The sequence below is a fragment of the Kitasatospora sp. SolWspMP-SS2h genome (genome assembly GCF_003259315.1).
GTDB classification, from domain to species: domain Bacteria; phylum Actinomycetota; class Actinomycetes; order Streptomycetales; family Streptomycetaceae; genus Kitasatospora; species Kitasatospora fiedleri.
In genome coordinates this window covers 84,657-107,435 of record NZ_QLLT01000022.1, presented here as the reverse complement: position 1 = coordinate 107,435, position 22,779 = coordinate 84,657, and the positions used below count along the sequence as shown (strand labels likewise).

General features: G+C 73.8%; 19 protein-coding genes. 15 read left to right on the top strand and 4 right to left on the bottom strand.

The window, feature by feature from the left end:
* Positions 1 to 189 precede the first annotated feature (189 nt).
* On the top strand, positions 190 to 858 hold the full coding sequence (locus tag K353_RS25550) for a hypothetical protein (protein ID WP_233533829.1): 669 nt from the start codon (positions 190 to 192) through the stop codon (positions 856 to 858).
* Between the two features lie 73 nt (positions 859 to 931).
* Here the strand turns inward: K353_RS25550 and K353_RS25545 are convergent, their stop codons facing one another.
* Positions 932 to 2,161, bottom strand: coding sequence for a DUF349 domain-containing protein (locus K353_RS25545; protein WP_111555882.1), 1,230 nt, complete (start codon positions 2,159 to 2,161; stop codon positions 932 to 934).
* 208 nt (positions 2,162 to 2,369) lie between these two features.
* Complete coding sequence (locus tag K353_RS25540) at positions 2,370 to 3,122, bottom strand: peptidylprolyl isomerase (protein WP_111555881.1); 753 nt, start codon at positions 3,120 to 3,122, stop codon at positions 2,370 to 2,372.
* Between the two features lie 222 nt (positions 3,123 to 3,344).
* On the opposite strand from K353_RS25540, the gene K353_RS25535 reads away from it, so the two are divergent.
* The 4 genes from K353_RS25535 (at position 3,345) to K353_RS25520 (ending at position 7,827) form a co-directional block, all read left to right on the top strand.
* Positions 3,345 to 4,052, top strand: a complete 708-nt coding sequence (locus K353_RS25535; RefSeq protein ID WP_111555880.1) for an MBL fold metallo-hydrolase — start codon at positions 3,345 to 3,347, stop codon at positions 4,050 to 4,052.
* An 11-nt stretch (positions 4,053 to 4,063) separates the two neighbouring features.
* Positions 4,064 to 5,335, top strand: a complete 1,272-nt coding sequence (gene hisS, locus K353_RS25530) for a histidine--tRNA ligase (RefSeq protein ID WP_111555879.1) — start codon at positions 4,064 to 4,066, stop codon at positions 5,333 to 5,335.
* Entirely contained in the window at positions 5,332 to 7,164 is a 1,833-nt protein-coding gene (gene aspS / locus K353_RS25525; protein WP_111555878.1) for an aspartate--tRNA ligase, read from the top strand. Before hisS ends, aspS begins: the two co-directional genes overlap by 4 nt.
* Positions 7,165 to 7,320: 156 nt before the next feature.
* On the top strand, positions 7,321 to 7,827 hold the full coding sequence (locus K353_RS25520) for a GNAT family N-acetyltransferase (RefSeq protein ID WP_111555877.1): 507 nt from the start codon (positions 7,321 to 7,323) through the stop codon (positions 7,825 to 7,827).
* Here the strand turns inward: K353_RS25520 and K353_RS34510 are convergent.
* On the bottom strand, positions 7,800 to 8,765 hold the full coding sequence (locus K353_RS34510) for a LysR family transcriptional regulator (RefSeq protein ID WP_111555876.1): 966 nt from the start codon (positions 8,763 to 8,765) through the stop codon (positions 7,800 to 7,802). The two genes, K353_RS25520 and K353_RS34510, sit on opposite strands and share 28 nt — an antisense overlap.
* A 399-nt stretch (positions 8,766 to 9,164) precedes the next feature.
* Between K353_RS34510 and ppk2 the strand changes: the two genes are divergently transcribed.
* The 4 genes from ppk2 to rpsD all read left to right on the top strand — a co-directional run bounded on the left by ppk2 (position 9,165) and on the right by rpsD (position 12,914).
* The gene (ppk2, locus tag K353_RS25510; protein ID WP_111555909.1) at positions 9,165 to 9,962 is read left to right on the top strand and encodes a polyphosphate kinase 2; all 798 of its coding nucleotides are present in this window, start codon (positions 9,165 to 9,167) and stop codon (positions 9,960 to 9,962) included.
* A gap of 9 nt (positions 9,963 to 9,971) precedes the next feature.
* Positions 9,972 to 10,592, top strand: a complete 621-nt coding sequence (locus K353_RS25505) for an L-threonylcarbamoyladenylate synthase (protein ID WP_111555875.1) — start codon at positions 9,972 to 9,974, stop codon at positions 10,590 to 10,592.
* Between the two features lie 52 nt (positions 10,593 to 10,644).
* On the top strand, positions 10,645 to 11,994 hold the full coding sequence (locus K353_RS25500; RefSeq protein WP_111555874.1) for a replication-associated recombination protein A: 1,350 nt from the start codon (positions 10,645 to 10,647) through the stop codon (positions 11,992 to 11,994).
* Between the two features lie 305 nt (positions 11,995 to 12,299).
* Complete coding sequence (rpsD, locus tag K353_RS25495; protein WP_100835272.1) at positions 12,300 to 12,914, top strand: 30S ribosomal protein S4; 615 nt, start codon at positions 12,300 to 12,302, stop codon at positions 12,912 to 12,914.
* Here the strand turns inward: rpsD and K353_RS25490 are convergent.
* Complete coding sequence (locus tag K353_RS25490; protein ID WP_111555873.1) at positions 12,902 to 15,061, bottom strand: AAA family ATPase; 2,160 nt, start codon at positions 15,059 to 15,061, stop codon at positions 12,902 to 12,904. The two genes, rpsD and K353_RS25490, sit on opposite strands and share 13 nt — an antisense overlap.
* 224 nt (positions 15,062 to 15,285) lie before the next feature.
* Between K353_RS25490 and K353_RS25485 the strand changes: the two genes are divergently transcribed.
* The 6 genes from K353_RS25485 (at position 15,286) to mltG (K353_RS25460) (ending at position 22,695) form a co-directional block, all read left to right on the top strand.
* The gene (locus tag K353_RS25485; protein ID WP_100835270.1) at positions 15,286 to 15,765 is read left to right on the top strand and encodes a DUF948 domain-containing protein; all 480 of its coding nucleotides are present in this window, start codon (positions 15,286 to 15,288) and stop codon (positions 15,763 to 15,765) included.
* Positions 15,766 to 15,770: 5 nt separating this feature from the next.
* Entirely contained in the window at positions 15,771 to 16,208 is a 438-nt protein-coding gene (locus K353_RS34940; protein WP_199528240.1) for a DUF6167 family protein, read from the top strand.
* Entirely contained in the window at positions 16,208 to 18,874 is a 2,667-nt protein-coding gene (gene alaS, locus K353_RS25475; RefSeq protein WP_111555872.1) for an alanine--tRNA ligase, read from the top strand. The genes K353_RS34940 and alaS overlap by 1 nt, the downstream gene beginning before the upstream one ends.
* Positions 18,871 to 19,359, top strand: coding sequence for a Holliday junction resolvase RuvX (gene ruvX / locus K353_RS25470; RefSeq protein WP_233533828.1), 489 nt, complete (start codon positions 18,871 to 18,873; stop codon positions 19,357 to 19,359). Before alaS ends, ruvX begins: the two co-directional genes overlap by 4 nt.
* A 130-nt stretch (positions 19,360 to 19,489) precedes the next feature.
* Positions 19,490 to 20,677 carry an endolytic transglycosylase MltG gene (gene mltG / locus K353_RS25465; RefSeq protein ID WP_233533827.1) on the top strand — a complete coding sequence of 396 codons (1,188 nt, stop codon included), beginning with the start codon at positions 19,490 to 19,492 and terminating at the stop codon, positions 20,675 to 20,677.
* Between the two features lie 116 nt (positions 20,678 to 20,793).
* Positions 20,794 to 22,695, top strand: coding sequence for an endolytic transglycosylase MltG (gene mltG, locus K353_RS25460; protein ID WP_111555871.1), 1,902 nt, complete (start codon positions 20,794 to 20,796; stop codon positions 22,693 to 22,695).
* Positions 22,696 to 22,779: the final 84 nt, after the last annotated feature.

The window sequence follows — 22,779 nt, the reverse complement described above, 5'->3', positions numbered from 1 at the left end:
CCGCTCCGGTCGCCGCCCGCCCCCGCCCCGCCGACACTGGCCGGGTGGGGGCGGACGGCTTTCCGGGAGGCAGCGTGCACGGCGTACGGCTCAGGACGGCGGCGGTCGGCGCGGCGGCGGCCGCGGCGCTGGTGGCCGGCTGCGGCGGCGGCTCGGGCGGCTCCGGCGGCCGGCGGCACCGGCAGCGCGGTGACGGCCTCCGCGGCGGCGGCCTCCGCACCCGGGGACAACGGGGTGGCCGGACTCCCGGCCGACCAGGCCCTCCAGCGGGCGGTGCAGGGCCTCCGGGACGCGGGCACGGTCCGGACGGCCGGCACGCTGAGCACCCAGGGCGCGCGCATCCGGGTGGACCTGCGGCTGAACACCGCCGGCGACTGCACCGGCACGCTCGGCCAGCTCGGCGTCGGCAGCTTCGAGGTGGTCAAGGCCGGCCCGCAGCTGTGGGTGAGACCCGACCAGGAGTTCTGGCAGACCCACGGCGGTTCGGCGATGTCCGACCGGGTCGGCGACCGCTACCTGCGGACCACCAGCGACAACCCGGACTTCGCCGAGATCACCGAGCTGTGCGACCTGGCCGCGCTGGCCGACCGGCTCGGCAGCGCGGGGAGCGGCCTGACCCGGGGCGAACCGGCCACCGTGCAGGGCCGCCCCGCCCTCGCGCTGAGCGGCGGCTCCGGCACCGGCACCCTGTACGTGGCCACCACCGGCGCGCCGGTGCCGCTGGAGCTGGAGCAGGACGCCGGGAAGGTCGAGTTCAGCGAGTTCGGCACCCCCGTCCCCAGCGCCACCCCCGGGCCGGACCAGAGCCTCGACCTGGACCAGCTGGAGTCGCCCGCCGCCTCGCCCTCGGTGGTGTGACCCCGCACGCGGAGGGCCCGCACGCGAAGGGCCCCCGTCCGCATCGGACGGGGGCCCTTCGTGCGGAGCCGGGTCAGGAGGTGAACTCCTGGAGCGACTTCTGGGCCTGGTCGAGCAGCGCCTGGCGGCCCTCCAGCTCGGCCTCCAGCTTGGCGGCCCGGGACGTGTTGCCCGCGGCGCGGGCCTTGTCCAGGTCGGCGCGGAGCTTGTCGACGGCGGCCTGGAGCAGGGCGGTCATGCCGGTGGCGCGGGCCCGGGCCTCCGGGTTGGAGCGCTGCCACTCGGCCTCCTCGGCCTCGCGGACGGCGCGCTCCACCGCGTTGAGCCGGCCGTCCAGCTTCGGGCGGGCGTCGCGCGGGACGTGGCCGATCGCCTCCCAGCGCTCGGAGACGTCGCGCAGCGCGGCCTTGGCGGCCTTCAGGTCGGTGATCGGCAGGATCGCCTCGGCCTCGACCAGCAGCGCCTCCTTGGCCTTCTGGTTCTCGCCCTGCTCGGCGTCGCGCTCGGAGAACGCGGCGGACCTGGCCTGGAAGAAGACGTCCTGGGCGCCGCGGAAGCGGGCCCACAGCTCCTCCTCCGCGTCCCGCTGGGCGCGGCCGGCGGCCTTCCACTGGGTCATCAGGTCGCGGTAGGCGGCGGCGGTCGGGCCCCACTCGGTGGAGCCGGACAGCGCCTCGGCCTCGGCGACCAGCTTCTCCTTGACCGAACGGGCCGACTCGCGCTCCGAGTCGAGCGCCGCGAAGTGCGCCTTGCGGTGCTTGGAGAAGACCGAGCGGGCGTGCGAGAAGCGGTGCCAGAGCTCGTCGTCGCTCTTGCGGTCCAGCCGCGGCAGCGCCTTCCAGTTGTCGACCAGGGCGCGCAGCCGGTCCCCGGCCTCCCGCCACTGCTCGGAGTCGGCGAGCTGCTCGGCCTCGGCGACCAGCGCCTCCTTGGCGGCGCGGGTCTCCTCCTGGGCCTTGGCCCGGGCGGCCTTGCGCTCGCTCTGCCGGGTCTCGATCTCACCGGCCAGGGTGTCCAGGCGGGCGGCGAGCCCGGCCAGGTCGCCGACCGCGTGCGCCTCGGCGACCTGGGCGCGCAGGTGCTCCAGCGCGGCCTGCGCCTCCTTGGCGGCCAGGTCGGTCTTGCGCACCCGGTGCTCCAGGAGGGCGGTCTCCGCCTCCAGGCCCTGGAACTTGCGCTCGAAGTAGGCGAGGGCCTCCTCGGGGGAGCCGGCCTGCCAGGAGCCGACCTGGCGTTCGCCGTCGGCCGTCCTCACGTAGACGTTCCCCTGCTCGTCGACACGGCCCCACGGGTCGCTGCTCACAGCGCCTCCTCCACATGACGCCACGCCCACGGGCGGGAGCGTCGTCCACAGTTGATGTGCGGCGGACCGATGGAGCCCGCCGTCCCGAGCCGCCGTTGTTCTCGCGCCGAGGGTGACGGCCGACGGTCTGGGCACCCTATACAACAGCAACATAGGCGACCAGCGCCGGTGCTGTCCGCATCCGGCGCCGGTCGATTTTCGCGGCGGGTCAGCCCTTCGCGGCGGTGATGCCGGTGACGTTGACCGGAGTGGCGGGCGCGCCGTCGCCGCCGCCGCCCTGGACACCGGCGGCGGCGATCTTCTGCAGCACGTCCAGGCCGCCGGTGATCTTGCCGAACGGGGTGTAGCTGGGGGGAAGTTGGGTGTCCTTGTAGACCAGGAAGAACTGGCTGCCGTTGGTGTTCGCGCCGGAGTTGGCCATCGCCACGGTGCCCGCCGGGTAGGTCGCGCCGGTGAGGTTCTCGTCCGCGAACTGGTAGCCCGGGCCGCCCGATCCGGTGCCGGTCGGGTCGCCGCACTGCAGGACGTAGATGCCCTCCGTGGTCAGGCGGTGGCACTTGGTGCCGTCCCAGAACTGCTGTCCGGCCAGGAAGACGAAGGAGTTGACGGTGTGCGGGGCCTTCGCCGCGTCCAGGCTGAAGGTGACCTTGCCGGCCGAGGTGTCCATCGTCGCGGTGTACGCGGCGGCGGTGTCGATCGACATCGCGGGCTCGGTGGCCCACTGCTTGCCGCTCGCGGACGGGGACGGCGCGGCGGAGGCGGCCTTGTCGTCCTTCTTCTTGTCCGAGTCGAACACGCCCGCGGCGACGCTGGAGACGCCGCCGATCACCACGACGGCCAGCACCCCGGCGACGATCGCGTTGCGCTTCCTGCGCTTGGCGGACGCCTCGGCGCGCGCCTGCATCTGGCGCTCGTACTTCTCACGGGCGAGCTGCCGTCGCCGCTGTTCGCTGCTGACCACCGGACGTGTCTCCTGGGATGTGTAGTGGGGGGACTTCGAGCTGGCGTGCACGGATCATCGCACCCGTCGGCGGCCCAGTGTAAGGACCCCGCCCGTCAGGACGGGATCAGCGCGAGATGAGAAAGCCCTGAACGCACCGGACAACCGGTTCGCCCGCGGCCCGGTGCCGCCGGTAGGCTGCGGGGGAAAAGCAGACCGCCACCGCATGAACGAAGGACTCGCGTGTTCGTCGCCGGATTCCCCGCCGGGGCCTGGGGCACCAACTGCTACCTGGTCGCACCCGCCGCCGGCGAGGAGTGCGTGATCGTCGACCCGGGCCACGAAGCGGCCGACGGCGTCGAGGAGTTGATCCGCGAGCACCGGCTCAAGCCGGTCGCGGTGCTGCTCACCCACGGGCACATCGACCACGTCGCCTCGGTGGTCCCGGTCTGCGGCGCGCAGGGCGTACCGGCCTGGATCCACCCCGCGGACCGCTTCATGCTGGCCGACCCGGAGAAGGCGCTCGGGCGCTCGCTCGGGCAGCAGCTGATGGGCTCGATCACCGTCGGCGAGCCGGACGACGTCCGCGAGTTGACCGACGGCGGCGTGCTGGAGCTCGCCGGGCTGCGGCTCACCGTCGACCACGCCCCCGGCCATACCGAGGGGTCGGTGACGTTCAGGACGCCCGCATCGGCAGAGGTCCCGCCGGTGCTCTTCTCGGGCGACCTGCTGTTCGCCGGCTCCATCGGGCGTACCGACCTCCCGGGCGGGGACAGCGCGGCGATCATGCGCTCGCTGGCCCGGGTGTGCCTGCCCCTCGACGACGCGACCGTGGTGCTCTCCGGCCACGGCTCCCAGACCACCATCGGCCGCGAGCGCGCCACCAACCCCTACCTCCAGCAGGCGGGCGGTGCGCAGGGCGCACCGGCCTTCCCGCGACGAGGAATGTGACGGAAGAGAAGTTGAGCACCTTCACCGCCCCCAAGGGCACCTACGACCTGCTGCCGACGGTCAACTCGGCCGCCTACCTGGCGATCCGCGACCGGCTCTCCGCGCCGCTGCGCCGGGCCGGCTACGGCTACGTCGAGACCCCGGTCTTCGAGGACGTCAAGCTGTTCTCCCGCGGCGTCGGCGAGTCCACGGACATCGTCACCAAGGAGATGTTCGCCATCGCCAAGCGCCCGGAGAGCAGCGAGTCGCTCGCGCTGCGCCCCGAGGGCACCGCCTCGGTGGTGCGCGCCGCGCTGGAGGCCAACCTCCACAAGCTGGGCAACCTGCCGGTCAAGCTCTGGTACTCCGGCAACTTCTACCGCTACGAGCGCCCGCAGAAGGGCCGCTACCGGCAGTTCTCCCAGGTCGGCGCCGAGGCGATCGGCGCCGAGGACCCGGCGCTGGACGCCGAGCTGATCATCCTGGCCGACGACGCCTTCCGCTCGCTCGGCCTGCGCGACTACCGGCTGCTGCTCAACAGCCTCGGCGACCGGCAGTGCCGCCCGGCCTACCGCGCCGCCCTGGTCGAGTTCCTCTCCGGCCTCGACCTGGACGAGGAGACCCGCCGCCGCGCCGAGATCAACCCGCTGCGCGTGCTGGACGACAAGCGCGAGGCCGTCCAGGCCCAGCTGGTGGACGCGCCCAGGCTGCGCGACCACCTGTGCGAGGACTGCAAGGCGTACGACGAGAAGGTCCGCGAGCTGCTCACCGCCGCGGGCGTCGCGTTCGTCGACGACCCCAAGCTGGTGCGCGGCCTGGACTACTACACCCGCACCACCTTCGAGTTCGTGCACGGCGGCCTCGGCGCGCAGTCCGCGATCGGCGGCGGCGGCCGCTACGACGGCCTGTCCGAGATGCTCGGCGGCCCGGCGCTGCCCTCGGTCGGCTGGGGCCTGGGCGTGGACCGCACCTTCCTCGCGCTGGAGGCCGAGGGCGTCGTCCTCGACCTGCCCGGCACCACCGAGGTGTACGCGGTGGCGCTCGGCGAGGAGGCCAAGAGCGTGCTGTTCGCCAAGGCCGTCGAGCTGCGCCGGGCCGGCGTCGCCACCGACCTCGCCTTCGGCGTCAAGAGCATCAAGAACGCCATGAAGTCCGCCAACCGGTCGGGGGCGCGCTACGCCCTGATCGCGGGCGACCGGGACCTCGCCGAGGGCGTGGTCCAGCTCAAGGACCTGGAGTCCGGCGAGCAGACCCCCGTCGCCCTGGCGGCGCTCGTCACCACCCTGAAGGAGAAGCAGCTGTGATCCGCACGCACGACGTGGGCACGCTCCGCGCGGAGCACGCCGGCACCACCGTCACCCTGGCCGGCTGGGTGGCCCGCCGCCGTGACCACGGCGGCGTGGCCTTCATCGACCTGCGGGACGCCTCCGGCACCGTGCAGGTCGTGGTCCGCGACCTGGAGTCGGTGCACGGGCTGCGGTCCGAGTACTGCGTGAAGGTGACCGGCGAGGTCCGGGTCCGCCCCGAGGGCAACGAGAACCCGGACATCCCGACCGGCGCGGTCGAGGTCGTCGTGGAGTCCATCGAGGTGCTGTCCGAGGCCGCGCCGCTGCCGTTCCAGGTCGCCGAGTACGAGCCCGGCTCGGTCAACGAGGAGGTGCGGCTGCGCTACCGCTACCTCGACCTGCGCCGCGAGGGCCCGGCCCGCGCGCTGCGGCTGCGCTCGAAGGTCAACCACATCATCCGCACGGTGATGGAGGAGAACGACTACCTCGACATCGAGACCCCGTACCTGACCCGCTCCACCCCCGAGGGCGCCCGCGACTTCCTCGTCCCGGTCCGCCTCCAGCCGGGCCACTGGTACGCCCTGCCGCAGTCGCCGCAGCTGTTCAAGCAGCTGCTGATGGTGGCCGGCATGGAGCGCTACTACCAGATCGCCCGCTGCTTCCGCGACGAGGACTTCCGCGCCGACCGGCAGCCCGAGTTCACCCAGCTCGACGTCGAGGCGTCCTTCGTCGACCAGGAGGACGTGCTGGCCCTCGGCGAGAAGATCGTCGGCCGGATCTGGAAGGAGGTGCACGGGTACGAGATCCCGAACCCGCTGCCCCGCCTGACCTACGCCGACGCGATGGCGCGCTACGGCTCCGACAAGCCGGACGTCCGCTTCGGCCAGGAGCTCACCGACCTCACCGCGTACTTCAAGGGCACCGGGTTCCGGGTCTTCCAGGCCCCGTACGTCGGCGCGGTCGTGATGCCCGGCGGCGCCTCGCAGCCCCGCAAGCAGCTCGACGCCTGGCAGGACTGGGCCAAGGCCCGCGGCGCCCGCGGCCTCGCGTACGTCCTGGTGGACGCCGAGACCGGCGAGCTGCGCGGCCCGGTCGCCAAGAACCTGTCCGAGGAGCACCTGGCCGGCCTGGCCGCCGCCGCGGGCGCCAAGCCCGGCGACGCGGTGTTCTTCGCGGCCGGCAAGAAGACCCCCTCGCAGGAGCTGCTCGGCGCCGCCCGCCTGGAGATCGGCCGCCGCTGCCAGCTGATCGACGAGTCGCAGTGGGCCTTCCTCTGGGTCGTGGACTTCCCGATGTTCGAGCCGATCGAGGACGACAAGGGCGAGTTCCAGGGCTGGCACGCCGTGCACCACCCCTTCACCGCGCCGACCGCCGAGTCGCTGGCCACCTTCGACACCGACCCGGGCAGCGCGCTCTCCAACGCCTACGACCTGGTCCTCAACGGCTCGGAGCTGGGCGGCGGTTCGATCCGCATCCACCAGCGCGAGGTGCAGAAGCGGGCGTTCGACGCGATCGGCCTGTCCGAGGAGGAGGCCGCCGCGCAGTTCGGCTTCCTGCTGGACGCCTTCAACTACGGCCCGCCGCCGCACGGCGGCATCGCGCTCGGCCTGGACCGCGTGGTCACCCTGCTGGGCGGCTACGACACCATCCGGGACGTCATCGCCTTCCCGAAGACCTCCACCGGCGGCGACCCGCTGACCGGCGCCCCCACCCCCATCACTCCGGCCCAGCGCCGCGAGGCCGGGGTGGACGCCCAGCCCAAGGCCAAGGACAACGCCAAGGACGCCAAGGACGCCAAGGACGCCGCCAAGGCCGGTGCCGGGAGCGAGGCCGAGCCCACCGCCTGACCCCCGCCCCCGGTCGCCCCGCCGCGTTCTGACGGGGCATCACGGAGATCACGATTCGTCCCGGCCCCGGCCGGTGCGCGCCCACCAGGAGTAGGCTGCCACCGCCCGGGGCCGGACCGCTGCACAACGGGGTGCAGGGCGCACGAGGGATCAAGGATGACCGTACGCACCAGAGTTGAACTCCCCACCGACACCGCCGAGACCCGGCGGGTGCACATGGCGGCCTTCCCTGGCCCCGAAGAGGCGGACCTGGTGGACGCGCTGCGCCGCGACGCCGCCTGGCTGCCCGCCCTGTCCCTGGTCGCGGTGGACGAGCGCGAGGTCGTCATCGGCCACGCCCTGCTCACCCGGCTGCGGATCGGCAACGGCCGGGGCCTGGCCCTCGCGCCCGTCGCGGTCGCCCCCGAGTGGCAGCGCAAGGGTGTCGGCACCGTCGTGGTGCGGGCCGCGCTGGCCGCCGCCGCCGAGGCCGGCGAGCGGGTCGTGGTGGTGCTCGGCGACCCGGGCTACTACGGCCGGTTCGGCTTCGTGCCCGCCTCCGGGCACCGCATCACCGGGCCCTTCGACGTCCCCGACGGGTACTTCCAGGCCCTGCCGCTGCCCGGCGCCGACGGCGTCCCGCACGGGGCGTGCCGCTACCCCGCGCCGTTCGTCGAGGTCTGAGCACCCGCCGCCGGGGCCGACCGGCCGCCACCGGTCGCCCGGAACTGCACCTCCAGGTGCAGCCGGCAGGACTCCGCGAACGCCGCCATGGCCGGCGTCTCCGCCCGCCCCGGCGCCCGGAACAGCCCCACCAGGCTCGGCCCCAGCCCGCGCACCGGCAGGCAGCGCACGTCCGGGCGGCTCGCCCAGCGGCCCACCGCGCGCGGCGCGAACCCCACCCCCTGCCCGCAGGCCACCGCGGCCATCCACTCGTCCGCGTTGTGCGCCACCGCCCCGATCCGCACCGGCCGGCCGCCGCGCTCCGGCGCGCCCAGCCAGTACTCCCGCCACACCCCGGCCTGCTCCGGGATCGCCACGAACGGCTCGTCCCACAGCTCCGCCGCGTCCAGCGCGGTCCGGGCCGCCAGCCGGTGGTCGGCCGCCAGCACCGCCCAGCGCTCCTCGGTGCCCAGCGGCGCGTGCGCGTACCGCTCGGCCATCGACGCCGGGGCGTGCCACAGCGCCAGGTCCAGCTCGCCCGAGGCCAGGCCGGAGGACTCGTCGAACCAGTCGTTCTGCCGCAGCCGCACCCGCCAGCCCGGCATCCGGCGGGTGAAGTCCTTCACCACCGCCCGGCCCAGCAGGTTGATCGTCGACCCCTCGAAGCCCACCCGCAGCTCCCCGCCGGCCTCCGCCGCCGCCAGTCTGGTCGCCCGCAGCGCCCCCTCCCAGCCCGCCAGCAGCGCCGCGGCCCGCGCCACCAGCTCCGCGCCCGCCGCGGTCGGCGCCACCCCGGTCCGCGAGCGCCGGAACAGCTCCACCCCCAGCTGCCGCTCCAGCGCCCTGACCTGCCTGGTCAGCGTCGGCTGGCTCACCCCCAGCCGGGCCGCGGCCGCGGTCAGCTGGCCCTCCTCGGCGACCGCGGTCAGGTAGCGCAGCATCCGGGTGTCCACGTCCATGCCTCCAGGTTATGGACCGGGGCATTGGACCCGGGCCCCGGGGGTGCCGCAGAGTGGTCCGGCCTTCCCCGGCGCGCACGGCACCGGCGGCACGGGGGACCGCCGGTGCCCGCCGGGGAGGGGCGCCCGCCGGGGAGGGGCCCGCGGGCCGCCCGAACTGCGGCGGCGCCCGGCGGCCCTTAGCCTGAGGGATCGTCAGCGTCGGCGACCCGGTGAGCGGAGGGCACACCCGTGGCGGCACCCAGTACAGGCAAGGCGGGCAGGGCGGGCAAGGCGGGCAGCAGCACCGGCAAGGCGGGCGGCGCGGGCAACAAAGCGGCCGGCAACAAGGCGCCGGGCAAGGCCGGCGGCGCGGGCAAGGCGGGCAAGGCGGACAAGAAGCCCCGCCGGGCCGAGCGGATGCCCAGGAAGCTCTACGAGGACGAACTGCTCCGCCTCCAGCGCGAACTGGTCATGCTCCAGGAGTGGGTGCGCAGCGAGGGCGTCCGGATGGTGGTCGTCTTCGAGGGCCGGGACGCGGCCGGCAAGGGCGGCGCGATCAAGCGCGTCACCGAGTACCTCAACCCCCGGATCGCCCGGGTGGTCGCCCTGCCCGCCCCCACCGAGCGCCAGCGCGGCCAGTGGTACTTCCAGCGCTACGTCGAACAGCTCCCGGCGGCCGGCGAGATGGTGCTGTTCGACCGCTCCTGGTACAACCGGGCGGGCGTCGAGAAGGTGATGGGCTTCTGCACCGACGAGGAGTACTGGCAGTTCCTGCACCAGTGCCCCACCTTCGAGCGGATGCTGGTCGAGGCCGGCATCCTGCTGCGCAAGTACTGGTTCTCGGTCAGCGACGTCGAGCAGGAGCGCCGCTTCCGCGACCGGCTCCACGACCCGATGCGGCAGTGGAAGCTCTCCCCGATGGACGTCGAGTCCCTCACCCGGTGGGAGGACTACTCGCGGGCCAAGGACGAGATGTTCGTCTACACCGACATCCCCGAGTCACCCTGGAACGTGGTCGAGAGCGACGACAAGCGCCGCGCCCGGATCAACATGATCGCCCACCTGCTGTCCACCGTCCCGTACCACGAGGTGGTCGAGCCCGCCGTGGCCCTGCCGCCGCGCCCCGAGCCGCGCGGCTACCGCCGTCCGCCGCGGGACCTCCAGAAGTACGTCCCCGACCACGCCGCGACGGTGCTGGCCCGGACCGGGAAGTAGGGTCGAGCAATGGCGAAGTACTTCGACGTGCACCCCGAGACGCCCCAGCCGCGCACCATCGGCACCGTGGTGGCGAGCCTCCGGGACGGCGCCCTCATCGCGTACCCCACCGACTCCTGTTTCGCCCTCGGCTGTCGCCTCGACAACCGGGAGGCCCTGGACCGGATCCGCACCATCCGGCGGCTCGACGACCGCCACCACTTCACCCTGATGTGCCAGGACTTCGCCCAGCTGGGCAAGTTCGCCCAGCTCGACAACAACGTCTTCCGCGCCGTCAAGGCGGCGACGCCCGGCAGCTACACCTTCATCCTCCCCGCCACCAGGGAGGTGCCGCGCCGGCTGCTGCACCCGAAGAAGAAGACCGTCGGCGTCCGCATCCCCGACCACGCCGTCACCCAGGCGCTGCTCGCCGAACTCGGCGAACCCATGGTCTCCAGCACCCTGCTGCTGCCCGGCGAGGAGGAGCCGATGACGCAGGGCTGGGAGATCAAGGAGCGCCTCGACCACGTGCTGGACGCGGTGGTCGACTCCGGCGACTGCGGGACGGTCCCGACGACGGTCGTCGACTTCTCCGACGGGGTGCCGGAGATCGTCCGCTACGGGGCCGGGGACCCGGAGCGCTTCGAGTAGCCCGGCCCGGCACCGGGCCCGCGCTGTCGGAGCCGTCGCATAGGCTCGGGGCGTGGACGAGCCCGACCTTTTCACCCATGCCGCCGAGGAACGCCAGAGCGCCGAGCCGGGGCGCGCCCCGCTCGCGGTGCGGATGCGGCCGCGGACGCTGGACGAGGTGGCCGGGCAGCGGCAGCTGCTCAAGGAGGGCTCGCCGCTGCGCCGGCTGGTCGCCGGGTCGCGCGGCCCGGCGGCCACCAGCTCGGTGATCCTGTGGGGGCCGCCCGGCACCGGCAAGACCACGCTGGCGCACGTGATCAGCCAGGCGGTGGAGGGCCGGTTCGTCGAGCTCTCGGCGATCACGCACGGCGTCAAGGAGGTCCGGGCGGTGATCGAGGGCGCCCGGCGGGCGGTCGGGATGAGCGGCCGGGAGACGGTGCTGTTCCTGGACGAGATCCACCGCTTCTCCAAGGCCCAGCAGGACTCGCTGCTGCCCGCCGTGGAGAACCGCTGGGTCACCCTGATCGCCGCGACCACCGAGAACCCGTACTTCTCGGTCATCTCCCCGCTGCTGTCGCGGAGCCTGCTGCTCACCCTGGAGTCCCTCACCGACGAGGACGTCCGCACCCTGCTGCGCCGCGCCACCACCGACGAGCGGGGCCTGGGCGGCAGCGTGGAGCTGAGCGCGGAGGCCGAGGACCACCTGGTGCGGCTGGCCGGGGGCGACGCCCGGCGGGCGCTGACCACGCTGGAGGCGGCGGCCGGGGCGGCGCTGGAGCAGGGCGGGAAGGTGCTGACCCTGGCGGCGACCGAGACGGCGGTCAACCAGGCCGCGGTGCGCTACGACCGGGACGGCGACCAGCACTACGACGTGGCGAGCGCGCTGATCAAGTCGATCCGGGGCAGCGACGTGGACGCCACCCTGCACTACCTGGCCCGGATGATCGAGGCCGGGGAGGACCCGCGCTTCATCGCCCGCCGCCTGATGATCTCCGCCAGCGAGGACGTCGGCCTGGCCGACCCGACCGCGCTGTCCACCGCGGTGGCCGCCGCCCAGGCGGTCGCGCTGATCGGCTTCCCGGAGGCCCGGATCATCCTCTCCCAGGCGGCGATCGCGCTGGCCCTGGCGCCCAAGTCGAACGCCGCGTACCTGGCCATCGACGCCGCCCTGGCCGACGTCCGGCAGGGCCTGGCCGGCGCGGTGCCCGCGCACCTGCGGGACGCGCACTACGGCGGGGCGAAGAAGCTCGGGCACGGCAAGGGGTACCAGTACCCGCACGACCTGCCGGAGGGCATCGCCGCGCAGCAGTACGCGCCGGACGAGGTGCACGGCAAGGAGTACTACCGGCCGACCAGGCGGGGCGGCGAGGCCCGGTACGCGGACATCGCGGAGTGGACCAGGGCCCGGCTCAAGGGGGAGTGACCGTCCCGTATAGTAGGGGGGTGTGTCCCGGGCCCGGGGTTCCGCGAGGAGCGACCGGCCGCACCAGCGGGGCACCGAACCGGGGCCTCCCGCGAGGGAGTTCCCCCAGGAGCGGCGTGCACCGGCCTTCGGTGTCGCGGGCCTCCCACCACCCTTCCCGGTCGTGGGTGCCCCGTGTGCAAGCACATAGTGCCCGGTCGCGGAGAGCGGCTGACCGTCCGGCAGCGGGCGGTTTTTCTCCGGGCCGCGAGAAGCGTCCTCCGTCAACACCTGGTGACAGCCGTATCTGAACAGGAAAAGGAAACATGGCGAACCAGAAGCGCCCCAAGGTCAAGATCGCCCGTGCTCTCGGCGTTCCGCTGACCCCGAAGTCCGTCAAGTACTTCGAGGCCCGCCCGTACCCGCCCGGCCAGCACGGCCGCGGCCGCAAGCAGAACTCTGACTACAAGGTCCGTCTGACCGAGAAGCAGCGTCTGCGCGCGCAGTACGACCTCAGCGAGAAGCAGATGGCGCGTGCCTTCGAGGCCGCCAAGAAGGTCGAGGGCAAGACCGGTGAGGCGCTCGTCGCCCTGCTGGAGGTCCGCCTCGACTCCCTGGTCCTGCGTTCGGGCATCGCCCGCACCATCTACCAGGCCCGCCAGATGGTCGTGCACGGTCACATCGAGGTCAACGGCTCGAAGGTCAACAAGCCGTCGTTCCAGATGAAGCCGGGCTACGTCGTCACGGTGAAGGACAAGTCCAAGGAGAAGGTCCCCTTCCAGGTGGCTCGTGAGGGCGGCAACGCCGGCGAGGGCCAGACCCCGAAGTACCTCGAGGTCAACCTGAAGGCCCTGGCCTTCCGCCTGGACCGCGCGCCGCAGCGCCGCGAGGTTCCGGTCGTCTGCGACGAGCAGCTCGTCGTCGAGTACTACTCGCGCTGACCCGCGAGCGTAGCGCCCCCCCGGTCCTCGGACCGGGGGGGCGTTTCCCGTTCCCCGGGGCCGTCCGCCGCGGGCGGGTCGAGGGCGCGGCGGACGGCGGCGTCCAGGCCGAGCCGGGAGCCGAGCCGGAAGGCCGCCGCGTACTCCTCGCCGCCGAGGCCCGCCCGGGCGCGCCGCTCGCACTCCAGGTGCGGGCCGTTGAAGGAGCGGGAGCCGAAGAACGGGGTGCCGACGGCCCGCCAGAGCCGGTGCGCGGCGCCCTGGAGGACCCGGGCCTCGCGCAGGTCGGCGTCCGCGCCCTCGGTGGCCAGCAGGGCCAGCAGGTCCATCGCCAGCACGATCCCCAGCAGGTCGCGGAACAGGTGGTTCAGCCGCATCGACTCGCGGGCCAGGGTCCGGGCCGCCCGCAGGTCGCCGGCCTGCCGCCGGGCGAAGGCCGCCGCGTACAGGCAGTAGCCGTACGCCCACTGCTCGCCGTACTCCTCGCAGGTCTCCCGGAGCCGTTCGATCCCGGCCCGGCCGCCCTCCTCGTCGCCCTGGAACAGCCGGGCGAGGGCGAGTTCGAACCTGGCCATCAGGACGTTGGAGTTGAGCTCGCCGAGGGTGTCGTAGTGCCAGAGCGCCTCCTCGAACAGCTCGGCGGCGCGGGCCGGGTCGTCGCCGATCAGGGCGGCGCAGCCCTGCCGGTGGACGGCGTAGGCCAGCGCCCGGTCGTCGCCGGTGTCCTGGGCCTGGCGGCGGCACTCCTCCAGGGCGGGGCGGGCCCGGTCCAGGTCGCCCTGGAGGGTGGCGAGGTAGCCGGTGACCCAGAGCGCCTTGGCCCGGGCGTCGGTGGGTTCGGGGGCGAGCGCGAGGGCCCGGTCGAGCCAGTGCCGGCCCTCGCCGAGGTGGCCGGTGCCGACCCAGAAGTACCAGAGCGTGCCGGCCAGCACGAGGGCGAACTGCTCCTCGCCGGGTTCGGCGAGCGAGAACTCCAGCGCGGCGCGCAGGTTGGGGTGGGCGAGCCGGGTGCGGTCGGCGGTCTCGGCCTGCCGGGGGCCGAACCACTCGACCTCGCCCCAGGTGGCGACGCCGAGGTACCAGTCGCGGTGGCGGCGGCGCAGCCGGGGGCCGTCGCCGCCGGCCCGCAGCCAGTGCCCGCCGTACTCGCGCAGGGTGTCGAGCATCCGGAAGCGGACGGCGCCGTCGCCGTCGAGGCGTTCCAGGACGGACTTGTCGACCAGCGAGTCGACCAGCCCGAGCACGTCGTCCGGCTCCAGGCCGTGCCCGGCGCAGACGTACTCGACGGCGTCCAGGTCGAAGCCGGCGGCGAAGACCGAGAGGCGGGCCCAGAGTAAACGTTCCTGCATGGTGCAGAGTTCGTGGCTCCAGCCGATCGCGGTGCGCAGCGTCCGGTGCCGGGGCGGGGCCGTCCGGGCACCGCCGGTGAGCAGCCGGAAGCGGTCGTCCAGCCGGGCCGCCACCTGCTCGACGGAGAGCGCGCGCAGCCGCCCGGCGGCCAGTTCCAGGGCCAGCGGGATGCCGTCCAGCCGGCGGCAGAGCAGGGCCACCCCGGCCCGGTTGCCGGCCTCCAGCCGGAAGCCCGGCCGGACGGCCGCCGCGCGGTCGGCGAACAGCAGCACCGCCTCCGGGTCCGGCCCGCCGCCGGCCGCCGCCTCGTACGCCAGCGGGGCCAGCGGCAGCAGGTGCTCGCCCGCGGCGCGCAGCGACTGCCGGGAGGTGGCGAGCACCCGCAGGCCGGGCGCGGCGCGCAGCAGGGCGCCCGCCAGCTCGGCGCAGGCGTCGACCAGGTGCTCGCAGCCGTCCAGCACCAGCAGGGCCCGGCGGTCGGAGAGTTGCTCGACCAGCACGTCCAGCGGCGGGCGGGCGGTGTGGTCGGTCAGGTGCAGCGCCTCCAGCACGGCGTGGCCGAGCAGCCGCGGGTCCCGCACGGGGGCGAGCTCGGCGAGGTGCGCGCCGTCCGGGAAGCCGTCGGCCAGCCGGGCGGCGGCGCGCAGCGCGAGGCGGGACTTGCCGACGCCGCCCGGGCCGGTCACCGTGACCAGCCGGGCCCGGGCCAGCAGGGCGGACAGCGCGTCGAGTTCGGCGGCCCGGCCGACGAAGCTGGTGACCTCGGCCGGCAGCCGGCCCGCCGCCGTGCCCGCCATGGACGCCCCCGCCGCTAGGAAACCCGGAACCCGCCGGCCCGCGTTCCGCGAGCCACACCCCCAACGAGGTGACCCGGCGGTGGGTTACGCGCCGGACCCGCCGGTCCGGCCGGGTCGGGGCGGGCCCGCCGCCGGATATACCGGTCGGGGAACGAGCCGCTGTCACGGTAGGGTTCAGTACGAGTTGCACACGTGAGGAATCACTGCCGAGGGAGCGCGCGAAGGTGTCCGTGGGAGAGCTGGCCGGGCTGCTGGTGGCCGTGTTCTGGGCGGTCCTGGTCACCCTGCTCGCCGTGGTGCTGGTGCGGCTGTCCAAGGTGTTGCGGGAGGCCACCGGGTTGGTCTCCGCCGTCACCGAGCAGGCCGTGCCGCTGCTGCGGGACGCGAGCAGCGCCGTGCACAGCGCGCAGGAGCAGCTGGAGCGGGTGGACGAGATCACCGCCAACGTGCAGGACGCGGCGGCCGACGCCAAGGCGCTGTCGTCCACCGTGGCCGCCACGCTGGGCGGGCCGCTGGTGAAGGTGGCCGCGTTCAGCTACGGCGTCCGCAAGGCCGTCTCCCGGCAGCAGGCCGGGCCCGGCGCGGTGCCGCAGCAGGCGGGTGAGCGCGAGGAGTTGGCCCGGCTGATCCGGGCCGAGGTGCGGGCCGCGACGGCGCCGCGCGGCGGGCTGCTGGCCCGGGTCCGCCGGGCCGTGAGGGGCTGACGGCGATGGTGCGCAGGATCTTCTGGATGGCGGTCGGCGCGGGCGCCACCGTCTGGGCCATGAACAAGGCCAACGAGGCGGTGCAGCGCCTCACCCCGGACTCGCTGTCCGGCACCGCCGCCCGCGGCGCGCTCCACCTCGGCGACGCGGCCAAGCGCTTCGCCCGGGACGTCCGGGACGGCATGGACGAGCGCGAGCGCGAACTGCGCGCGGACCTCGGCCTGGACGGCACGGCGGTCGTCGAGCCGCCCCGCCGCCGCGCACTGGGCGGACCGGCCGCCGACGACGGGGCCCGAGCTATCTCGGCGGCCCCGGGCTCCCCGGCCGCCGCCCTGCCCCCGTCGTCGCGCGCACCGCGCCGCACCACCCCCCAGACCCTCGTTGCCAAGCCCCGCCAGCGCGAGCTGCCGGGCCGCACGACCGATCGGAAGGACCCCCACTGATGGAGTCGGCAGAGATCCGCCGCCGCTGGCTGCGCTTCTTCGAGGAGCGCGGCCACACCGTCGTACCGTCGGCCTCGCTGGTCGCCGACGACCCCACCCTGCTGCTGGTCAACGCCGGCATGGTGCCCTTCAAGCCGTACTTCCTGGGCGAGGTCAAGCCGCCGTTCTCGCGCGCCACCAGCGTGCAGAAGTGCGTCCGCACCCTGGACATCGAGGAGGTCGGGAAGACCACCCGGCACGGCTCGTTCTTCCAGATGTGCGGCAACTTCTCGTTCGGCGACTACTTCAAGGAAGGCGCCATCACGTTCGCCTGGGAGCTGCTGACCAGCTCGGTGGCGGACGGCGGCTACGGCCTGGAGCCCGAGAAGCTCTGGATCACCGTCTACAAGGACGACGACGAGGCCGAGCAGATCTGGCGGGACAAGATCGGCGTCCCGGCCGAGCGGATCCAGCGCCTGGGCATGAAGGACAACTTCTGGTCGATGGGCGTCCCCGGCCCGTGCGGCCCGTGCTCGGAGATCAACTACGACCGCGGCCCCGCGTACGGCGAGGAGGGCGGCCCGGCGGTCAACGGCGAGCGCTACCTGGAGATCTGGAACCTGGTCTTCATGCAGTACGAGCGCGGCCGCGGCGACGGCAAGGACGGCTTCGAGATCCTCGGCGACCTGCCGAGCAAGAACATCGACACCGGCCTCGGCCTGGAGCGCCTCGCCGCCGTCCTCCAGGGCGTCGACAACCTCTTCGAGATCGACACCTCGCGGATGATCCTCGACCGCGCCGCCGAGCTCACCGGCCACACCTACGGCGCCGAGCACAAGTCGGACGTCTCGCTGCGCGTGGTCACCGACCACTTCCGCACCGCGCTGATGCTGGTCGGCGACGGCGTCACCCCCGGCAACGAGGGCCGCGGCTACGTGCTGCGCCGCATCCTGCGCCGGGCGATCCGCAACATGCGGCTGCTGGGCGCCACCGAGCCGGTCGCCAAGGACCTGATCGACGTCTCGATCAAGGCGATGGCCCCGCAGTACCCGGAGCTGGAGAGCGACCGCAAGCGGATCGAGACGGTCGTCGTCGCCGAGGAGAACGCCTTCCTGCAGACCCTGCGCTCCGGCACCAGCCTGCTGGACGCCGCGGTCACCGAGACCAGGCAGTCCGGCGGCGCGGTGCTCTCCGGCGAGCAGGCGTTCAAGCTGCACGACACCTACGGCTTCCCGATCGACCTCACCCTGGAGATGGCCGAGGAGCAGGGCCTCCAGGTCGACGAGGCCGGCTTCCGCCGCCTCATGCAGGAGCAGCGCGACCGCGCCAAGGCCGACGCCAGGGCCAAGAAGATGGGCCACGCCGACGTCGCCGCGTACCGCGAGGTCGCCGACAAGGCGGGTGCGTCCGTCTTCACCGGCTACGCCCACACCGAGGGCGAGGCCACCGTGGTCGGCCTGCTGGTGGACGGCGTCCCGTCGCCGGCCGCCACCGAGGGCGACGAGGTCGAGCTGATCCTCGACCGCACCCCGTTCTACGCCGAGGGCGGCGGCCAGCTCGCCGACCACGGCCGCATCCGGCTCGACTCCGGCGCGGTGGTCGAGGTCCGGGACGTGCAGCAGCCGGTGCCCGGCGTGATCGTGCACTCCGGCGGGGTGCTGTTCGGCGAGGTGGTGCTCGGCGCGTCCGCGTACGCCACCATCGACACCGACCGCCGCCGGGCCGTCTCGCGGGCCCACTCGGCCACCCACCTGACCCACCAGGCGCTGCGCGACGCGCTCGGCCCGACCGCCGCCCAGGCCGGTTCGGAGAACGCGCCGGGCCGCTTCCGGTTCGACTTCGGCTCGCCGGCCGCCGTCCCCGGCGCGGTGCTGACCGACGTCGAGCAGAAGATCAACGAGGTGCTGGTCCGCGAACTCGACGTCACCGCCGAGGTGATGACGATGGACCAGGCCCGCAAGCAGGGCGCCATCGCGATGTTCGGCGAGAAGTACGGCGACTCGGTGCGGGTGGTCACCATCGGCGACTTCTCCAAGGAGCTGTGCGGCGGCACCCACGTCGGCAACACCGCCCAGCTGGGCCTGGTGAAGCTGCTCGGCGAGTCCTCGATCGGCTCCGGCGTGCGCCGGGTGGAGGCGCTGGTCGGCGTCGACGCGTACAAGTTCCTGGCCCGCGAGCACACCGTGGTCTCCCAGCTGACCGAGCTGGTCAAGGGCCGCCCGGAGGAGCTGCCGGAGAAGATCTCCGGGATGCTCACCAAGCTCAAGGACGCCGAGAAGGAGATCGAGAAGTTCCGCGCGGAGAAGGTCCTCCAGGCCGCCGCGGGCCTCGCCGAGGGCGCCGAGGACGTCCGGGGCGTGGCCCTGGTCGCCGCCCGGGTCGGTGACGGCACCGGCGCGGACGAGCTGCGCAAGCTGGTGCTGGACGTCCGGGCCCGGCTCGGCAACCGCCCGGCCGTGGTCGCCGCGTTCACCGTCGCGAACGACCGCCCGCTGACCGTGATCGCCACCAACGAGGACGCCCGGGCGCGCGGCATCAAGGCCGGCGAGCTGGTCCGGGCCGCGGCCAAGACCCTCGGCGGCGGCGGTGGCGGCAAGGACGACGTCGCGCAGGGCGGCGGCACCGACCCGGCCGCCGTCGCGGACGCCGTCGCGGCCGTGCGGGCGCTGGTGGCCGAGCGCGCGTGAGCGAGCAGCCCATCGAGGAGAAGGTCTTCCGGCGCGGCCGGCGGATCGCCGTCGACGTGGGCGACGCCCGGATCGGGGTCGCGGTCTGCGACCCCGACGGGCTGATCGCCACGCCGGTGGAGACCGTCCCCGCCGGGGGCCGCTCGCAGGCCCGCCTGCGGGCGATCGCGGAGGAGTACGAGGCCATCGAGGTGGTGGTCGGCCTGCCGCGCTCGCTGAACGGCAAGGAGGGCCCGGCCGCCGCCAAGGTCCGCGAGTACGCGGGCCGGCTGGCCGGCCTGCTGTACCCGGTCGGGGTGCGGCTGGTGGACGAGCGGATGACCACCGTCACCGCCGCCGCCGGGCTGCGCGCCTCCGGGCGGTCGGCCAAGAAGGGCCGCTCGGTGATCGACCAGGCCGCCGCCGTGGTGATCCTCCAGTCGGCCCTGGAGACCGAACGGGTGAGCGGGCGCGCGCCCGGCGAGAGTGTCGAGCCGGTGGTCTGACCGGTACGGGTTAGCTTCCCGGTCGAGGGGCCCGTGCGGACGCGCGTCCGCACGGGCCCCTGGCGTCGCGCGGGGGCGGAGGCCGCCCGGCCGCGGCGCCAGGACGCCGCCCGCCGCCGGAAGGCCCGCCGTGACCGACCCGTACACCGCGCCCGGACTCACCCCCGGCCACCTCGGCGCCCCCGTGCTGGAGCCCGAGGGGGCCCCGCCCGGCCTGCCGTACGGCGTCGAACCGCCCGACCCGGAGCGGCTGCGCACCCGCGCCGCGTGCTGCCTGAGCGTCGCCGGGCTGCTCGGCGTGGCGATGGCCGCCGCGCTCGCGCTGTTCGTGCTCTGGCCCGAGGGCGAGCAGCCCGCCCCCGACTACCCCGGCGGCGGCACCGGGCAGGTCCAGGTCTCGGTCGCGCAGGGCGCCAGCATCACCCAGATCGGCAAGACGCTGACCGCCGAGCACGTGGTCGCCTCCACCCGGGCGTTCACCGAGGCCGCGGCGAAGAGCCCGGCCGGCGACAACATCCACCCCGGGACCTACACACTCAAGGAGAAGATGTCGGCGGTCTCGGCACTCAACGTGCTGCTCGACCCGTCCAACGCCAACGCCCTGACCATCCCCGAGGGCTGGCGCTCCACCCAGGTCTTCGCCGCGATCGACACCCGGCTCGGCCTGAAACCGGGCACCACCGCGGCCGCCGCCGAGCAGCACGCCGCCGAACTCGGCCTCCCCGCCGACGCCGCCGGCCACCTGGAGGGCTACCTCTACCCGGCCACCTACGCCGTGACCGGCGACAGCACCCCGCTCACCCTCCTTCAAGACATGGTCAAGGAGGCCGACGGCAACCTCGACGGCCCCGCGGTCGCCGACGCGGCCGGCGCCAACGGCGTCTCCCCGTACGGGCTGCTGGCCGTCGCCAGCCTCGCCCAGGCCGAGGCCGACAACCCCGAGGACATGGCCCGGGTCGCCCGCGTCGTCTACAACCGGCTCGCCAAGAAGATGCCGCTCCAGCTCGACTCCACCATCAACTACGCACTCGGCCGCTCCACCCTCACCACCACCCAGGACGACACCCGACTCGACTCGCCCTTCAACACCTACGCCCACCCCGGCCTGCCCCCCACCCCCATCGGCAACCCCGGCCGGGACGCGCTGCGGGCCGCCCTGCACCCCGCCGACGGTGACTGGCTGTACTTCGTGACCGTCCGACCCGGGGACACCAGGTTCACCGACAGCGAGGAGCAGCAGCGCAAGAACGTCGAGGAGTTCAACGCCTACCGCGCCCAGCACGCCTCGCCCCCGCCCGCCGGGAGCCCCTCCCCGTGAACGACAGCAGGCAGTGACCGTCCTTGGCTACGCTGCGGTACGGTAGCGTCTCCGACCACGGGCTGCGCGGACAGCACGCGGGTTCGACGGACACCCTGGACGCTGTAAGGGGATCGATGACTGATCAGAACGGGCGCTACGGCTCCCAGGGCGACCAGCCGTGGTACCCCGGCGAACAGCCCCAGCCCCAGGGCCCGTACGGGCAGCCGGACTACCTCCAGCAGTACCCCCAGGGGTACCCGCAGCAGCCGGACGGGTCCTACGGCGGGCAGCAGCAGTTCGGGCAGCAGCAGGGGTACCCGCAGCAGCAGGGCGCGCCGCAGGGCTACCCGCAGCAGCAGGGCGGCTCGTACGGCGGGCAGCAGCAGTTCGGGCAGCAGCCGGGCATGCCGCAGCCGGGCATGCCGCAGCAGGGGTACCAGCAGGGCGGCTCCTACGGCGGGCAGCAGCAGTTCGTCCAGCAGCAGCAACAACAGCAACAGCCCGGGATGCCGCAGGGCTACCCGCAGCAGGGCGTGCCGCAGGGCTATCCGCAGCAGCAGGGCATGCCGCAGCAGGGCGTGCAGCCCCAGCAGCAGTTCGGCCGGCGGACGGGCCTGCCGCCGCAGCCCGGCCACCCGCAGCCTGGCCACCCGCAGCAGCAGGGCGTGCAGCAGCCGCAGCAGGGCCCCGCCGCGCGGGCGGCGCAGCCCCGGTCGGCGGAGGCGGTCGGCGGCCCCGGGCCGGACGGCATCGACTGGGAGGCGGAGGCCGCGGCCCTCGACGACCCGTCGGCCGGTCGCCGGAGCGCCGCCGCGCCCGACGAGCGGGCCGACGAGGAGCACGGGGACTGGGCCGAGGACGGGTACCCGGACGAGGAGGACGGGGACGCCTCGTTCTTCTCCGAGCAGGACGACTCCCGCGAGGCCGAGCGCAAGCGCAAGGAGAAGGGCAAGAAGTCGGGCCGCCGCAACCGCGGCGCGTGCCTGGTGGTCGCCCTGGTGCTGCTCGGCGGCATGGGCGGCGCGGGCTGGTGGGGCTACGGCTTCTACCAGGACCACTTCGGCCCGCCGCCGGACTTCAAGGGCGACGGCTCCGGCTCGGTGAACATCACCGTCAAGGAGGGCGCGGCCGGCGAGGCGATCGGCAGGACCCTGCTGGACGCCGGCGTGGTGAAGAGCATCAAGGCGTTCAGCGCCGCGTACGAGAAGGACCCCAAGGGGCGCGGCATCCAGCCCGGCGTCTACACCCTGAAGCACCAGATGTCCGCCGCCGCGGCGCTCAAGGAACTGGTGGAGTCCAACGGCGGCAACGCGCTGATCATCCCCGAGGGGCTGAAGGCCGCCGACGTCTACGCCAAGATCGACGGCAAGCTGAAGCTCGCCCCGGGCACCACGGCGAACGTCGCCAAGGCCCAGGCCGGCAGCCTGGGCCTGCCCGGCTACGCCAACAACAACCCGGAGGGCTTCCTCTGGCCGACCCGCTACTCGGTCGCCGACGGCATGAAGCCCGAGGAGCTGCTGAAGCAGATGGTCGCCAACGCCGTCCAGAAGTACGGCGACCTCAAGCTGGACGAGGCGGCGCAGAAGATCGGCCTGAAGAACGCGTACGAGGTGGTGACCGAGGCCAGCATCCTGCAGGCCGAGGGCAACAACTCGGAGGACTTCGGCAAGATGGCCCGCGCCATCTCCAACCGCCTGACCACCAACGTCACCCAGCACAAGCTGGGCGTGGACACTACCCTGCAGTACTCGCTGGGCCGCACCAAGCTCACCGAGCAGGAGATCAACGACGGGTCGAACAAGTACAACTCGTACATCAACCCGGGCCTGCCGCCGACCCCGATCAGCAACCCGGGGCAGGAGGCGCTCGACGCCGTGCTCAACCCGACACCGGGCGACTGGGTGTTCTGGCTGGCCGTCTCGCCGCAGGAGACCAAGTTCGCGGCGACCGGCGCGGAGCACGCCAAGAACACCCAGGAGTGGTGTCTGGCCAAGGGCATGAAGTACGACTCCAAGCACGTCGCCTGCACGTCCTGACCTGCGTGTCCTGACCTGAGCACGACGGGCCGTCCGGTGGGCGATATGGCTTTGCGGGACGGCCGGGTGGTGCGGGTAGCGTGA